13 protein-coding genes are annotated in these 14417 nt (G+C 72.8%); 8 read left to right on the forward strand and 5 right to left on the reverse strand.

Going from position 1 to position 14417, the window contains the following annotated elements; all coding sequences use genetic code 11:
• Together FMEAI12_RS02180 and FMEAI12_RS02185 are read left to right on the forward strand one after the other, a co-directional pair.
• A partial coding sequence (locus FMEAI12_RS02180) for an SOS response-associated peptidase (protein WP_146776605.1) occupies positions 1 to 789 on the forward strand: 789 nt, incomplete at its 5' end.
• Positions 790 to 995: 206 nt separating this feature from the next.
• Positions 996 to 1727: a tyrosine-protein phosphatase gene (locus tag FMEAI12_RS02185; RefSeq protein ID WP_112104795.1), complete on the forward strand. Its 732-nt coding sequence runs from the start codon at positions 996 to 998 to the stop codon at positions 1725 to 1727.
• A 201-nt stretch (positions 1728 to 1928) separates the two neighbouring features.
• On the opposite strand, the gene FMEAI12_RS02190 is transcribed toward FMEAI12_RS02185, so the two are convergent.
• Positions 1929 to 2483, reverse strand: coding sequence for an HdeD family acid-resistance protein (locus FMEAI12_RS02190; protein WP_071062578.1), 555 nt, complete (start codon positions 2481 to 2483; stop codon positions 1929 to 1931).
• 286 nt (positions 2484 to 2769) lie between these two features.
• On the opposite strand from FMEAI12_RS02190, the gene FMEAI12_RS02195 reads away from it, so the two are divergent.
• Both FMEAI12_RS02195 and FMEAI12_RS02200 read left to right on the forward strand, forming a co-directional pair.
• The gene (locus FMEAI12_RS02195) at positions 2770 to 4383 is read left to right on the forward strand and encodes an ABC-F family ATP-binding cassette domain-containing protein (RefSeq protein ID WP_071062576.1); all 1614 of its coding nucleotides are present in this window, start codon (positions 2770 to 2772) and stop codon (positions 4381 to 4383) included.
• A 113-nt stretch (positions 4384 to 4496) separates the two neighbouring features.
• Positions 4497 to 5450 (forward strand): cation diffusion facilitator family transporter, encoded by a 954-nt coding sequence (locus FMEAI12_RS02200; RefSeq protein WP_112104796.1) that lies wholly within the window; start codon positions 4497 to 4499, stop codon positions 5448 to 5450.
• Positions 5451 to 5511: 61 nt separating this feature from the next.
• Here FMEAI12_RS02200 and FMEAI12_RS02205 read toward each other — a convergent pair whose 3' ends face one another.
• Positions 5512 to 7008, reverse strand: a complete 1497-nt coding sequence (locus FMEAI12_RS02205) for a hypothetical protein (RefSeq protein ID WP_112104797.1) — start codon at positions 7006 to 7008, stop codon at positions 5512 to 5514.
• A 353-nt stretch (positions 7009 to 7361) separates the two neighbouring features.
• Here FMEAI12_RS02205 and FMEAI12_RS02210 point away from each other — a divergent pair, with 353 nt between their 5' ends.
• The 3 genes from FMEAI12_RS02210 to FMEAI12_RS02220 all read left to right on the forward strand — a co-directional run bounded on the left by FMEAI12_RS02210 (position 7362) and on the right by FMEAI12_RS02220 (position 10595).
• Positions 7362 to 7580 (forward strand): helix-turn-helix domain-containing protein, encoded by a 219-nt coding sequence (locus tag FMEAI12_RS02210; protein WP_020459808.1) that lies wholly within the window; start codon positions 7362 to 7364, stop codon positions 7578 to 7580.
• Positions 7581 to 7684: 104 nt separating this feature from the next.
• Positions 7685 to 8449, forward strand: coding sequence for an enoyl-CoA hydratase/isomerase family protein (locus FMEAI12_RS02215; protein WP_235013604.1), 765 nt, complete (start codon positions 7685 to 7687; stop codon positions 8447 to 8449).
• Between the two features lie 55 nt (positions 8450 to 8504).
• Entirely contained in the window at positions 8505 to 10595 is a 2091-nt protein-coding gene (locus FMEAI12_RS02220) for an ABC transporter ATP-binding protein (protein ID WP_112104799.1), read from the forward strand.
• Positions 10596 to 10602: 7 nt separating this feature from the next.
• Here FMEAI12_RS02220 and FMEAI12_RS36095 read toward each other — a convergent pair whose 3' ends face one another.
• Positions 10603 to 10938, reverse strand: a complete 336-nt coding sequence (locus FMEAI12_RS36095; protein ID WP_020459811.1) for a hypothetical protein — start codon at positions 10936 to 10938, stop codon at positions 10603 to 10605.
• A gap of 184 nt (positions 10939 to 11122) precedes the next feature.
• Between FMEAI12_RS36095 and pyk the strand changes: the two genes are divergently transcribed.
• On the forward strand, positions 11123 to 12481 hold the full coding sequence (gene pyk / locus FMEAI12_RS02225; RefSeq protein ID WP_235013605.1) for a pyruvate kinase: 1359 nt from the start codon (positions 11123 to 11125) through the stop codon (positions 12479 to 12481).
• A 328-nt stretch (positions 12482 to 12809) separates the two neighbouring features.
• On the opposite strand, the gene FMEAI12_RS02230 is transcribed toward pyk, so the two are convergent.
• Together FMEAI12_RS02230 and FMEAI12_RS37655 are read right to left on the reverse strand one after the other, a co-directional pair.
• Entirely contained in the window at positions 12810 to 13310 is a 501-nt protein-coding gene (locus tag FMEAI12_RS02230; RefSeq protein WP_071062562.1) for a pyridoxamine 5'-phosphate oxidase family protein, read from the reverse strand.
• 746 nt (positions 13311 to 14056) lie between these two features.
• Positions 14057 to 14417: hypothetical protein (locus tag FMEAI12_RS37655; RefSeq protein WP_235013606.1), on the reverse strand; the 361-nt coding region annotated here is incomplete at its 5' end.

Genomic DNA, 14417 nt, shown 5'->3' on the forward strand with positions numbered 1-14417 from the left:
GCGGTCGCGGGCGGTGTCGGCGAGGTCGCCGGTGGGCGGGTCCTGCGGCTGGCCACCTGGGGTCTGGTCCCGTTCTGGGCGAAGGACCCGGCGATCGGCAGCCGCCTGATCAACGCCCGCGCCGAGTCGGTCGCGTCCAAGCCGGCGTTTCGCGCTGCGTTCGCCGCCCGCCGGTGCCTCGTTCCCGCCACCGGCTTCTACGAGTGGCGGCGGCCCGGCGGCTCGCGCCGCGGCCAGCCCTACTACATCCATCCGGCCGGCCACCCGGGGGCCGACGGCCTGTTCGCCTTCGCCGGGCTCTACGAGGTCTGGTCGAAGGGCGAGCAGCCGCTGACCACGTTCACGATCCTCACCACCGACGCGGCCGCGGGCACCGAGTTCATCCACGACCGGTCACCCGTCGTGGTGCCGCGCCCGGCCTGGTCCCGGTGGATCGACCCGACGCTGCGGGATCCCGAGGCGCTCGCCGGGATCCTGCGGCCCGCTCCGGCCGGGGTGTTCGCCGCGCACCCGGTCTCACCCGAGGTCGGCAGCGTCCGCAACACCGGCCGTCACCTCGTCGACCCCGTCGACGTCGACCCGGAGGAGGCAGCCGCCGCTGCCGGTCCGCCGGCCACCGCCGGCCCGTCCCGGGCCCGGCGGGCCGGGCGAGCGACGCCCGTCGCCAAGTCAGCGTCCGTCGCCGGGCCGACCTCCGTCGCCGAGCCGCCGCCCGGTGCGGGGGTAATCGCCCCGCATGAGGTCGGCCTCTTCGGCGAGGATGGCGTGGGTCCGCACGCGCGGCGATGACACCGAGGCCAGGGCCTGACCTGGCCTGGCCGGTCGGGGCCGTCCGGTCTGGGCCTGGCCCGGCCCTGTAAGGACCGGTACGGCCAGGTCCGGTCTGGTCCTCGCCGTGGCCGTCGCTGTGTCGGGCATGGCCCGCCCGGCCCGGCCACCCGCCCGACGGAGGCAGCCGGGACCCTGCGTGCACCGCGCTCTCGGGAGGACATCGGATGGGAACAGAAGATCTCGCCACGGAACGGCTCGCCAACCTGCGCGACGTCGGCGGCATGACCACCGCGGACGGCCGCGTCACCAACACGGGCGTGCTGTACCGCAGCGAGATGCACCGGGTCGAGGACGCCCGGCCGGCGGCGGAGTTCACCTGGCCCCCGCCGACCGTGGTCGACCTGCGCTCCGCGGTCGAGCGGGGGAGCTCCCCGCACCCGCTGTCGCTGATCGGCTCGGAGATCCACGTGATGCCCCTGCTCGGCGAGGAGACCGGCCGGGTCAGCGACTCCCTGCCGCCGGACGCGCTCGCGGGCGGCCTGCGCACGCTGTACGCCGCGATGCTCGACATCGCGACACCCCGGCTGGTGGAGATCCTCGACCTGGCGGCGGAGGCCCCCGGTCCGCTCCTGGTGCACTGCGCGGCCGGCAAGGACCGCACGGGCGTGGTCGTCGCCCTCCTCCTGCGCCTGGCCGGTGTCGTCCCGGAGCAGGTGGTCGCCGACTACCTGGTCACCGGCGAGAACATGCCGGGCGTGCTGCGCCGCCTGCGAGGGCACGCGATCCTCCCCGACGGCCGGGTCGTCGACAAGGAGGTCACCAAGGTCTCGGTGGCCGCCGTCGAGCAGGTGCTGACCATCATCGACGGGCACCCGCAGGGCCCGGAGGGCTGGTTCCTCGACCGCGGCGCCCGGCCCGAGGCCGTCGAACTCTGGCGCAAGCGCATCCTGGGCTGAGTCCGGGGCGACCATTGCCGTCGCTCGGGAGGGCTTCTGCCGTCGCTCGGCGAGCGCATCACGGTCCTGGCCTCGGTGGCTGGCCGGGGAGTCCGGCTCAGTTACTCGCCCTTTAGTTTCTTCCTCGCCGTTTCGGGGGGTCGCTGGCGGCGGATTTCGCTCGGAGAGGACGAGAAGGAAATTAAAGGGCGAGCAGGATACTCAGGGGCGCAGGGCCAGGCCGAGTGCCACCTCGGTCACGCCGGTGACGACGAGTTGGATGCCGAACAGCACCGCGAGCACCACCATGGTCGAGGACGGCCAGGCCAGGGCCAGCACCCCGAGGACCACGGCGAGCGCGGCGATCAGCAGGCCACGGGCCACGCTGCCGGTGCGGCCGGCCTGGCCGTTCCGACTCGCCAGCACCAGCAGTGCCCGGACCACCCCCGCGACGATCAGGGCCGCACCGACGATCAGCGCTATCGCGTGCAGCGTCACCCCCGGCCACAGCAGGATCACCACGCCGGCGACGGCGGTCAGCGCGCCGAAGAAGATGGCGGAGCTGCTGTTCTCGGTGCGTACGGCGGAGACGATCTCGGTGATGCCGGAGACGAGAAGAGCCACACCGGCGATGACGGCCAGCGCGCCGACGGTGGTGAAGGGATTGGTGATGAGCAGCAACCCCAGGACCGTGACCGCGATTCCGAGGATGACCAGGGCCGACCACAGCGAACTCGGGCGCTGCGTCTCCCGGTTCTGTCGATACGTGGTTGTCATCGTGACCTCCCCGTGTCTGGCCCGAAGGCGTCCGTGAGCCGGGGCTCGTGCCCGTGACCTGGGAAAGGCGTACCCGCAACGCCTGGTGGGCGCACCCGTGCGGCGGTAGTCACCGACCGTCCGGCGCGGGACGCCCGTCGGGCGCGGTGCCGCGGCCCGTACCCTGGAGGACATGACCTCTGCCGCGTCGTGAGGCGGGCGTTTCCCAGGCACCCCGGTGTCGTGGTGGCCAACCGCTGACACCTGATACGCGCACGAATCCGATGTACGAAAGAGGCCGACCCTCATGATCATCGTGTCCGAGCTCGAGCTCCGCGCCGGAGCCCGCACACTGATCGAGCCGGTCTCGTTCCGGGTGCAGCCGGGTGACCGTATCGGCCTCGTCGGCCGCAACGGCGCCGGCAAGACGACGATGCTGAAGACGCTCGCGGGGGAGACCCTGCCCTTCGCCGGCAAGGTGGACATCCGCGGCGAGATCGGCTACCTGCCGCAGGACCCGCGCACCGGCGACCTCGCCGACACCGCCCGCGACCGCGTGCTCGCCGCCCGAGGCCTCGACGTGATCCTGCGCGAGATGGAGAAGCTCCAGCTCGAGATGGCCGAGTTCGTCGACGAGACGGCCCGCGACACCGCGGTGCGTCGCTACGGCCGGCTGGAGGAGCGGTTCGGGATGCTCGGCGGGTACGCCGCCGAGGCGGAGGCGGCGCGGATCTGCTCCTCGCTCGGCCTGCCCGACCGGGTTCTCGGCCAGCAGATCGGAACGCTCTCGGGCGGCCAGCGCCGCCGCGTCGAGCTGGCCCGGATCCTGTTCGCCGGTTCGGGGAACTCCGACGCGACACTGCTGCTCGACGAGCCGACCAACCACCTCGACGCCGACTCGATCACCTGGCTGCGTGACTTCCTGCGCGCCCATTCCGGCGGCCTGATCGTCATCAGCCACGACGTCGACCTGCTGGACAAGAGTGTGAACAAGGTTTTCCATCTCGACGCCAACCGCGCCGCGCTCGACGTCTACAACGTCAACTGGAAGACCTATCTCACCCAGCGTGATCAGGACGAGCGCCGCCGGCGGCGGGAGCGGGCCAACGCGGAGAAGAAGATCGACTCGTTGCGGGCGCAGGCCGACAAGATGCGGGCGAAGGCCACCAAGGCGCGCGCGGCACACCAGATGGACCGCCGCGCGGAGCGCCTCGCCTCCGGCCTCGCCGAGGTCCGGGTCGCCGACCGGGTCGCCAAGCTGCGCTTCCCCGATCCGGCTCCGTGCGGCCGCACGCCGCTGACCGCCACCGGCCTGTCGAAGTCCTACGGCTCGCTGGAGGTGTTCACCGGCGTCGACCTGGCGATCGACCGCGGCACCCGGGTCGTGGTCCTGGGCCTCAACGGCGCCGGCAAGACGACGCTGCTGCGCATGCTCGCCGGCCAGGAGACCCCGGACGCCGGCGAGGTGCACCCGGGGCACGGCCTGCGCCTGGGGTACTACGCGCAGGAGCACGAGACGCTCGACACCTCCCGCACGGTGCTCGACAACATGCGCGCCGCGGCGCCCACCGCCTCCGACGTCGACCTGCGTCGCATCCTGGGCGCATTCCTGTTCGGGGGGGACGCGGTCGAACAGCTCGCCGAGACGCTCTCCGGCGGTGAGAAGACCCGGCTGGCCCTGGCTGGCCTGGTCTGCAGCTCGGCGAACGTGCTGCTGCTCGACGAGCCGACGAACAACCTCGACCCGGCGTCGCGCGGCGAGGTCCTGAGCGCGCTGCGCACCTACCGGGGCTCGGTTGTCCTCGTCACGCACGACCCGGGCGCGGTCGAGGCACTGAGCCCCGACAAGGTCCTGATGCTGCCGGACGGCGTCGAGGACACCTGGTCGCCCGACCTCGCCGATCTCGTCACCCTGGCCTGATACCACGGGAGTACCCGGCGGCGCCCGGAGGTGGCCACCTTGACACACTGGGCCCTCGGTCCGGGCGCCCATCGGCGCGCGGGAGACAGAACACGGGACGAGAGCGGGAGCACGTGAGCACAGAAGGCGGCACCAAGGCAGTCGTGGCGGCACTGCTCGCGAACCTGGGCATCGCGGTCGCGAAGTTCGTGGCGTTCCTCTTCACCCGCTCCTCGTCCATGCTCGCCGAGTCGATCCACTCCGTCGCCGACTCGAGCAACCAGGCGCTGCTCCTGCTCGGGCAGCGCAACGCCAGCCAGCCGGCGGACGAGGAGCACCCCTTCGGCTACGGGCGTTCCCGCTACATCGCGGGCTTCCTCGTCGGCATCGTGCTGTTCAGCGTCGGCGGGCTGTTCTCCGTCTACGAGGGCGTGGAGAAGCTGCGCCACCCCCACGAGCTGGAGAGTGGCGTGGTGGCGATCGTGGTCCTCGCCGTCGCGATCGTGCTCGAGAGTTTCTCGTTCCGGACGGCCATCAAGGAGTCGAGGCATCTCAAGGGCTCGGGGTCGTGGTGGCGCTTCATCCGGGACGCGCGCTCCCCGGAGCTGCCGGTCGTCCTGCTGGAGGACCTGGCCGCGCTGTGCGGCCTGCTGCTCGCCCTCGCCGGGGTCGGCCTGACGCTGCTGCTCGACGAACCGCTCTGGGACGGCGCCGGCACCCTCGCGATCGGCATCCTGCTGCTGGCCGTCGCCGTGATCGTCGCGATGGAGACCTACGGGATGCTGGTCGGGGAGGCCGCCACCCCGCAGACCATCGAGGTGATCCGGCAGGCGCTGAGCTCGGCGCCGGCGGTCACCACCGTGATCCACATGCGGACCCTGCACCTCGGCCCGGACGAGCTGCTGGTCGCGGCCAAGATCGGGCTTGACCCGGATCTGACCATGGCCCAGGTCGCCGCCGCCATCGACGAGGCCGAGGCGCTGCTGCGCGACGCCGTGCCCACCGCGCGCCGGGTCTACCTCGAACCCGACATGCCGCGGGGCGAGGTGGCCCAGCCGGTGCCGCCCGCCGCCGCCGAGTCCGCCTGATCGCCGAGCCCGCCTGGGTCACGAGGCATTCGGGCGCGTTCTCCGGCCGGGGCCGCGCAGCTCAGCCGTTCCCGAGGAAGACCCGCAGGACGATGGCGGCGAGGGCGCCCGTCCCGATCAGCAGGCCTGGAAGGTCACCCGCGCGCACCGTGTCGCCCGGTCCGTCCGGGCGGGGGCGCGGGGCCAGCGCCGCCACCGCCAGCCACGGCGCCAGCGGCAGCCAGGCCAGCTCCACCCCACCCCAGGCCAGCCCCGCGCACAGGCTGAACAGCACCGCGGCGCCGGCGCCGACCAGGAACGGCCAGCCGGGGGTCAGCCGGATCCGGCGCAGCGCGCGGACCAGCACCGGCCCGCCGGCCAGCAGCACCACGACGGCGTCCAGGGCGAGCCAGGCCAGCATCGTGGCGGGCCCGGTGTCGACCCGGGCCTGGGTGAGGCCGTCCGGCCAGGAGAAGCCCCAGGCGAAGAACAGCCAGAGCGGGAGCAGCGCGCCGAGTCCGGTGAACACGTTCATCAGCGGCTGGCGCCGGACGAAGTACGCGGCCGCGACGGCGACGCCCAGCCACACCACGGCGTAGTCGAACAGGCCGCTCACCCCCAGCAGCAGGCCCGACAGCAGCGCCCACGACAGCCGCCATCGCCGGCCCGGCTCGCACCCGAGCACCCCCACGGCGACCGCCGCCGCCGCCGGCAGGATGGCGACGGCCCGCGGCGACGCGGCGGCCCACAGCGCCCACGGCGTCAGCACGAGCACCGGGATGGCCCGGCGCGCCGCCGTCTCGTGGCACAGCGAGCGCACCGCGACCGCGACCAGCGGGACGCCCAGCGCGGTCAGCGCCGTCAGCGCCAGCCCGAGCGGCACCGCGCTCCCGGCCCCGTCAGCCCCGTCGGCGAGGTCGCCGAGCCCGAGCTGGTCCAACCCCCACACGAGCAGCACAGGGCCGGGCGGATGGCTTGTGAGCAGGCTGGAGGGCGCCCGCGGCAGGTCCGTCGCGCCGGCCTGTGCCGCGGACACCGGCCCGTCGACGGACTGGGCGACCCAGCCGGCGAGGTAGCTGAGCGGCTCGTCGCCGACGGCGCTGGCGGCGGTCAGGTACACCGGAGGCGGGCGCAGGCCATCGGTGAGGCCCGGGCCGGCCGCCGCGGCCAGGGCGAGGCTCCAGCACAGTGATCCGGCGAAGCCGAACAGGAGCAGGAGCGGCCAGCGGGCGCGGATGGCCCGGCGGGCGAGCGCCAGGGTGACGATCGCCACGAGCACCGGGAGCAGCGTCGCCGGCGCCAGGTGGGGCGTGCGCCAGCCGACCGGGAACGGCGCGGCGGAGCCGAGGTCCACGTCGGTGGCGGCGATGAGCCCGCTGAGGAGCAGGCCGAACCCGGCCGCCGCGCACCAGAGCCCGACATCGACCCCCTCGGCCCGCAGCGCGGACAGGGCCGGGGCGCGACGGGGCAGCGTTCCGGTCACCTTGCGTGTACGGATGTGCCGCGTGGGTTCCTGCCGGGCGCTGGGTGTGAGCCGCGCCGGTGAGGGCGCCGCCCTCGTCGGCCGGCCGTTGACCATGCATGCACCGTAACCAGTCCCGGCGGCCCGCGGATCCCCGCGGGGGAGCCGAGACGGATGTACCGTCGGTGACGATGTTCGACGCGCCGCGCGGGAGCCCCTGCCCGATCGGATCCCAGCCGGCCGCAAGACTGGCCGCTGTGTCGTCGAACTCGGGCTTCGGGCGCGCTGTAGCAGGTCAGGGGCTATGTGACTGCTCGGAGTCGGCTCGTCGGCGTGCGCCTCGGACGCGTGCGAGGTTGTCCCGGCGACTGCACCATCGCGTGTGATGGATCACACGGGCTTCGAGTGGCGCGGACACCGAAGCTGGGTGAAGATCGGTTCGCAGATCATCGAACACGGAGGGGGCCACATTGGCCGAGCTTAGGAAAGGAACCCGGATCACCGGGGCGGAGCGGGACAAGCTCGCTGCCGAACTTCGGAAGAAGTACGAGTCCGGACAGAGCATTCGCCTGCTTGCCGAGTCGTCGGGTCGTTCGTACGGGTTCGTCCACCGAATCCTGTCCGAGTCGGGCACGACGCTGCGCGGACGTGGGGGCGCGACCCGGGGTACCAAGAAGAAAAGCGCCTGACCATGAGCATGCCGGCCGCCGCCGACCCGGCGGCGGCCGGGCTGGGCGTACTCGCAGCTGGCCCTTGCGTCTCGCTCACTGTGAGTGAAGATGTGTCGGGTTGGGTGGGCGACACGCCCACCCTCCCGTCCATCGCCGCGGCGATGGACGGCATCCTGCGCGACCTGCGCGGCGACGTCCGTGTCGTCGTCGTGAACGCCGTACACCGCCTGTCGGCTCCGGCCGACCACAAGGCCAGCCATGAAGCTCCGGCCGACCACAAGGTCGACCACAGGACCAGCCACGAAATCGATCACAGAGCCGATCGCGAAGTCGGCCACCAGACCGGCCCGACGGCCGGCCCATCCGCCGGCGGGGTCGCGACCGGGCGGAACCTCGCCACGTGGTCCCGGGTCGCGCGCCGGCTGTCCGAGCGGCCGGACCTGCTCAGCATCGCCGTCTCCGCCGGGCCGACGACGGGCCCGGGGCTGGCACTGGCCCTCGCCTGCGACCTGCGGGTACTGACCGAGGACGCATCCCTGTGCCTCACCGAGGCCACGGCCGGTCGCGTGCCGGGCCTGGGCGTTGCGGGTACCCTCGTCGACGCTGTCGGCTACGCCCGCGCGCTTGCGCTCTGTCTGACCGGCAGGCCGGTGGGCGCGCGGGACGCGCTCCGGCTCGGCCTCGCCGCGCTCGTCGTCCCCCGCCGGGACCTCGACGCCGAGCTCGGCCGCCTGGTGGACCGCCTGCTCGCGGTGCCGCCCGACATCAGCGCGGAGACGAAGGCGCTGCTCGCCGGCGCCCGCGAGCGGTCGGGCATCCAGCGCCGCGCGGCGGAGGACGACGCCCTCGCGCGGGTCCTCGCCACGACCGCCGGGAATGCGGGCTAGCAAACCCTCGCTTACACCGTTACGTAGTAACACGTAGCGGTGCGTCGGAGGCTCCATGAGAACTGCGGTCGACAACTGGTCCACGATGCGCTCGTTCCAACGGGACCGCTCGGTGACGCGGGCCAGCCTGCGCCCGGGGACCGTCCGCCGCATCGTCGGCTTCGCCCGCCCCTACCGCCGGCTGCTCGCTGGTTTCGGCGTCCTCATCGTGCTCGGCGCGGCGACCGGCGCCGTCACCCCGCTGCTCTTCAAGGCGATCATCGACGATGGGATCGTGCCCGGCCGGGCCGGGGTCGTCCAGACGCTCGCCGGGGTGGTCGCGGCTCTCGCCGTCGGCGAGGCGCTGCTCGGGCTGGGTCAGCGCTGGTTCAGCGCCCGCATCGGCGAGGGCCTGATCTACGAGATGCGCTCGCAGGTGTTCGACCACGTGCAGCGCCAGCCGATCGCCTTCTTCACCCGCACCCAGACCGGTGCGCTCATCACCCGGCTGAACAACGACGTCCTCGGAGCGCAGTCCGCGTTCACGAACACGCTGTCCGCCGTGCTGTCCAACATCCTGTCGGTCGCCTTCGTCCTGATCGCGATGATCAGCCTGTCCTGGCAGATCACCGTGGTCGCGCTCGTGCTGCTGCCCGTGTTCGTCGTGCCGGCGCGCCTGCTCGCGCCCCGGCTGGCGGCGCTGACGCGGGAGAGCTACGGCCTCAACGCCGAGATGAACACGATGATGACCGAGCGGTTCAACGTCGCCGGGGCGATGCTCACCAAGCTCTACGGCGAGCCCGACCGTGAGGTGCGGACCTTCCGCCGCCGCGCCGGGCGGGTCCGTGACATCGGCGTGACCCAGGCGATGTACGGGCGGATCTTCTTCGTGTCCCTCACGCTGGTCGCCTCGCTGGCGACGGCGATCGTCTACGGCGTCGGCGGTACCTTCGCGGCCCGGGGCAGCCTCGAGGTCGGCACGGTCGTCGCGCTCACCGCCTACCTCACCCGGCTCTACGGCCCGCTGACGCAGCTGTCCAACGTGCACGTGGACGTGATGACCGCGCTGGTCTCGTTCGAGCGGGTCTTCGAGGTTCTCGACCTGCGGCCGGCGATCGAGGACGCGCCGGACGCCGTCGAGCTGCCGGCGGGGCCGGTGGCCGTCGAGTTCGACCATGTCGGATTCCGCTATCCGGCGGCGACCGAGGTGTCACTGGCCTCGCTGGAGTCCACGGCCGTGCTCGACAGCAGGACGCCGGAGCCGGTGCTGCACGACGTCACCTTCCGGGTGGGCCCCGGTGAGCTCGTGGCGCTCGTCGGCCCGTCCGGCGCGGGGAAGACCACCATCAGCCAACTCGTCGGACGGATGTACGACGCCCGGGACGGCGCGGTCCGGATCGGGGGGCTCGACGTCCGCGCGGTCAGCGGCCGCTCGCTGCGCGCGGCCGTCGGCGTGGTCACCCAGGACGCGCACCTGTTCCACGACACGATTCGGGCCAACCTGCTGTTCGCCCGGTCCGACGCGACGGAGGAGCGCATGTGGGCGGCGCTGGACGCGGCCCACATCGGCCGGGCGGTGCGCGACCTGCCCGACGGGCTGGACACGGTCGTCGGGGACCGTGGATACCGGCTCTCGGGCGGTGAGAAGCAGCGGCTGGCCATCGCCCGGCTGCTGCTCAAGGAGCCCGCTGTGGTCGTCCTGGACGAGGCCACCGCCCACCTGGACAGCGAGTCGGAGGCCGCGGTGCAGCGGGCGCTGACCGCGGCGCTGGCCGGGCGCACGTCGCTGGTGATCGCCCACCGGCTCTCGACCGTCCGGCGGGCCGACCGCATCCTCGTGGTCGACGGCGGGCGGATCGTCGAGAGCGGCACCCATGACGAGCTGATGGCCCTCGGCGGCCTCTACGCCGAGCTTCACCACACCCAGTTCGCCACGCAGGACGACGCCGGGACCGGCGGACGGCCGGGTTCGCGGGCCGCCGCCGATGCCGCCGATACGGATGACGCTGCCGATACGGACGATGCTGCCGTCGTGGGAGAGGTGGGCGAGGCGGGTGCCCCGGCCGCCGCGGGGGTGACCGGGCCGCCGGCCGACTGGAGCTCCGGTGCCCGCGTCACCCTCGACCCGCCGAACGGCGGGGTGGCGGCCCTGCCGGCCGCGCGCTGACTGCCGCTCAGGCCGCCTGGGCGACGGAGGTCACACCGGCCGGGCCGGTCGGCGAACCGGTTGTCACGGATGCCGCGTCCAGTGACACGGTGTCCGTGGCTGCGGTGTCGGGCTCGAGGGCCTCGTGGGGCAGCGCGATGTCCACGTCGCCGGAAGGCCGCCGGTGAATTGCGGGATTGTTGGTCATGGCCGGGCTCCAGGTTGTTTCAGGGCGGTAACATGCCGCGGTCTGGACGTCCGGGATCGTGCGGCGCCGTTGCCAGCTTTCCCGTAACTGTCGCTTCACCCGCTCTTGCGGGTGGACCATGCGAAGGTACGCCTGCTGTGCCCTTGCGCGCAGCATGTGTCCGAACGCCCGGGTGCGAAACGGTCACAGAACCTCTCGGGACTAAGTGGCCCAGAACCGCCGGATCGAGTGTGTCACCAGGGCCCATGTCCTATCCCGGGCGTTCGTTACCTAGGCTTTGACCGTGCCACGAAGAGCCAAGATAGTTTGCACCCTCGGCCCGGCCACCAACTCTCCCGAGATGGTCCGGGCCCTCGTCGACGCCGGAATGGACATTGCCCGGCTCAACTTTTCGCATGGAACGCACGAGCAGCACGCCGCTGCGTACGCCCTGGTGCGCGAGGCGGCCGCGGCCGCCGGCCGCAGCGTGGGGATCCTGGCCGACCTGCAGGGGCCGAAGATCCGCCTCGGCAGGTTCGCCGACGGCGGGGTCACCCTGCTGCCCGGGCAGCATTTCACCGTCACCATCCGTGACGTCCTGGGAGATCAGGAACAGGTCGGCACCACGTACCCGGGCCTGACCCGGGACGTCGCCGCCGGGGACACCATCCTCGTCGACGACGGCCGGCTGAACCTGCGGATCGACGGGGTCGAGGACACCGACGTCCGCACCACCGTCGTGATCGGCGGCAAGGTCAGCGACAACAAGGGGATGAACATCCCGAGCGCCGCGCTGACGGTGCCGGCGCTGTCCGAGAAGGACGCCGACGACCTGCGCTTCGCGCTCGAGCTCGGCGTCGACATGATCGCGCTGTCGTTCGTCCGGTCCGCCGAGGACTACGCGGCCGTCCGCTCGATCATGGACGAGGTCGGGATCCGGGTTCCCGTCCTCGCGAAGATCGAGAAGCCGCAGGCCGTCGACGAGCTCGACGGGATCATCGAGGCCTTCGACGGCCTCATGATCGCCCGCGGTGACCTCGGTGTCGAGCTGCCGCTCGAGGACGTCCCCCTCGTCCAGAAGCGGGCCGTGAGCCAGGCGCGTGAGCGGGCCAAGCCGGTCATCGTCGCCACCCAGGTGCTCGAGTCGATGGTGAGCGCGCCCCGGCCGACCCGCGCGGAGGCGAGCGACTGCGCCAACGCCGTGCTGGACGGCGCCGACGCGATCATGCTTTCGGCCGAGACCAGTGTCGGGGCGTACCCGGTCGAGTCGGCCGCGACCATGGCGCGGATCATCGAGACCGCCGAGGCGGATCTCGGCCGCATCCCCCCGCTGCGGACCCCGCCGCGCACCCTCGGCGGCGCGATCGCCCAGGCGGCGGTGAGTGTCGGGGAGGCGGTCGGTGCCCGCTACCTGGTGGCCCACACCCTCAGCGGGGACACCGCCCGGCGGCTGATCCGATACCGCAGCTCGGTGCCCGTCCTCGCCTTCACCCCCATCCCCGGCGTGCGCAGCCAGATGGCGTTGCTGTGGGGTGTGGAGACGGTGCTGGTGCCGTTCGCGGAGAGCACCGACGAGATGGTCAGGCAGGTCGACACGGCCCTGCAGCAGATCGGGCACTGCCGGCCGGGCGAGCTGGTGGTCGTCGTCGCCGGTACTCCGCCGGGTGTCGCCGGCATGACCAACATGATGCGGGTGCACCGCATCGGTGAGGCGGTCTGACCGGGCCCGCGGGCCCGTGCCCGCCGCGGGAGTGCCGCCGCCGGTCGCTCGCGATCGGTGGCCCGTGGCGGGCTGGAACGGCACGATCGTGGTGGCGCCGGCCGTGGCGGAGTGAACAGCGCCGGGCCACCGGGCTTCGACCCGGTGGCCCGCGGCCGCCCGCCACCCCATTTCCCGCGCTGCACCTTCGGTGCCGGGTACGACGACAACTGCTGAGCGGCGAGCTTGCGGTCGCGGGCCGCCGCGGTGCGGGACGAGCCGTGGTCGGGGACGAGCTGCCGGCTGGGACGAGCTGTCGAGCTGCCGGCTGGGACGAGCTGCCGTCCGGTCAGCCCGCCCGGGCGAAGTCGATGACGCGCCGGGGGTCGTCCGGATGGTTGATCTCGTCGAAGAGGATCCAGCGGTCGACCCGGATCTCGTAGAGCCGGTGGGCGTTACCGTCCGCCAGCATCATCTCCACGTTCGCCAGCTCGCTGCCCTGCGGCCACCGCCCGTGATAGATCGGCAGCAGTGCGTCGGCCTCCGCCACCGGTACCTCCTCCGCGGTACCGGCGAAGCTCACGCCCTGGACCTCCTGGCCCAGCCCGTCGAGCTCGATGGTGACGATCGCGCCGGCCACCCGACGATCGGCTCTGATGTTCCTGCAGTGGGTGCGGTCGGGCCTGGAGATGAAGAACAGACGGTCCGGTTCGAACGAGCTCGCGTACCAGAGGTTGCAGACGGCGGGCTCGCCGCCACCCGCCAACGTCGCGATCTGCATCACTTTGCCGTCGCGAACGTAGTTCCGGGTCACGGACAGGTCCGTCGAGACGGCCTTGGACGTCGACACGGGAATCCTCCCAATCATCGGGTGTGGGCCGTGCAGCGTGAACAGCGTGCCCGGCTGGCGGGCGGCCGGTGGCTCCGCCGGCTGCCGGACGCCCGGGCGTGGTTCCGGAAAATGCCCTCGATCGTCATTTCGCGGGGGGAGGAACGATCGACCCGGCGCTTTGCGCGGAGCGCGCCGACCGGCACCGGTATCGCGCGAGGGGTTCTCCCCCCGATACCCGGTTGGGACGCGGTTCGCGGATCGAAAGCAGGATTCAGAACAGGCTCCTGAGGAACTGGGAGCTCGGGCGCGTCGACCACGCCTGTCGCCTGGCAGGGACACACTGTGCGGGTATGGTAGCCGAGGCCTGAGTGGCGCTGCTGTGTGTAATAGGTCCTGCGCGTCGGGCCGTGTGGCCGTGCCAGTGGTGACGCCGCGTTCCCACCCCACCCCGCGCCGCCCGCTCCGGCGGAAAGCCTGTGTACGGGCCCGGGCACGGGTACGGAAGTGGGTCGCCGCGCGGGCGCGGGGTTGTCCCGCGCGATCCCATCCGTTACCGTCGGCGCGCGCGACCAGCGGCTCCACGACGGCGCCGTCCGGGCGCGACCGCGAAGCACGTCTCCGGCGTGTCATCCGTGCCGCTTCGCGCGGGTCGATTCGACCGGCCCCGCCCGCGCATGCCTGGGCGAAGTAGGACGATTCACCCGGGCCGCCTTCCGTTGGTCAGAGCACGGACGGATACCGTCGCCCGGTTCGCCGGTAGCCCGTCAGGGCACCGGATGGAAGCGCTGCGCGTCAGGAGTGAGTGCATGGCCGACCAGGGCGACCCGGCCGAGAAGCCGGTGCCCGCCGCGGAGCCGCCGGGTGAGCGTGGCCGATCCGGCGGTCCCCGCCCGGGCGGCCCGCCCGCGTTCGCTTCCGCTCCAGCCCCCGACCGCCAACCGGCCGACCGCGGACGCGCCGAGGGCCCGGCTGACCGCCAGCCCGCCGACCGCGGACCGGGATCCGGCGATCGGCGCCCGCCTGCACCGGGGCGTGACTCGGCGCCGGAGCGCGGCGGACGGCCGGGAGCCGCACCGCCGCCTCCGGCGAACCCGTCCCGCCCGGTGGCGCCGACCCGCCCCGGTG

This window comes from Parafrankia sp. Ea1.12, assembly GCF_900465275.1.
GTDB lineage: Bacteria > Actinomycetota > Actinomycetes > Frankiales > Frankiaceae > Parafrankia > Parafrankia soli.

What these genes read in the sequence shown, in the direction of transcription:
- FMEAI12_RS36095 (WP_020459811.1), bottom strand. Translation starts at nt 10,938, where the DNA reads ATGCTGCGCGCAAGGGCACAGCAGGCGTACCTTCGCATGGTCCACCCG.
- FMEAI12_RS02205 (WP_112104797.1), bottom strand. Translation starts at nt 7,008, where the DNA reads ATGGTCAACGGCCGGCCGACGAGGGCGGCGCCCTCACCGGCGCGGCTC.
- FMEAI12_RS02190 (WP_071062578.1), bottom strand. Translation starts at nt 2,483, where the DNA reads ATGACAACCACGTATCGACAGAACCGGGAGACGCAGCGCCCGAGTTCG.
- FMEAI12_RS02220 (WP_112104799.1), top strand. Translation starts at nt 8,505, where the DNA reads ATGAGAACTGCGGTCGACAACTGGTCCACGATGCGCTCGTTCCAACGG.
- FMEAI12_RS02195 (WP_071062576.1), top strand. Translation starts at nt 2,770, where the DNA reads ATGATCATCGTGTCCGAGCTCGAGCTCCGCGCCGGAGCCCGCACACTG.
- pyk (WP_235013605.1), top strand. Translation starts at nt 11,123, where the DNA reads ATGGTCCGGGCCCTCGTCGACGCCGGAATGGACATTGCCCGGCTCAAC.
- FMEAI12_RS02185 (WP_112104795.1), top strand. Translation starts at nt 996, where the DNA reads ATGGGAACAGAAGATCTCGCCACGGAACGGCTCGCCAACCTGCGCGAC.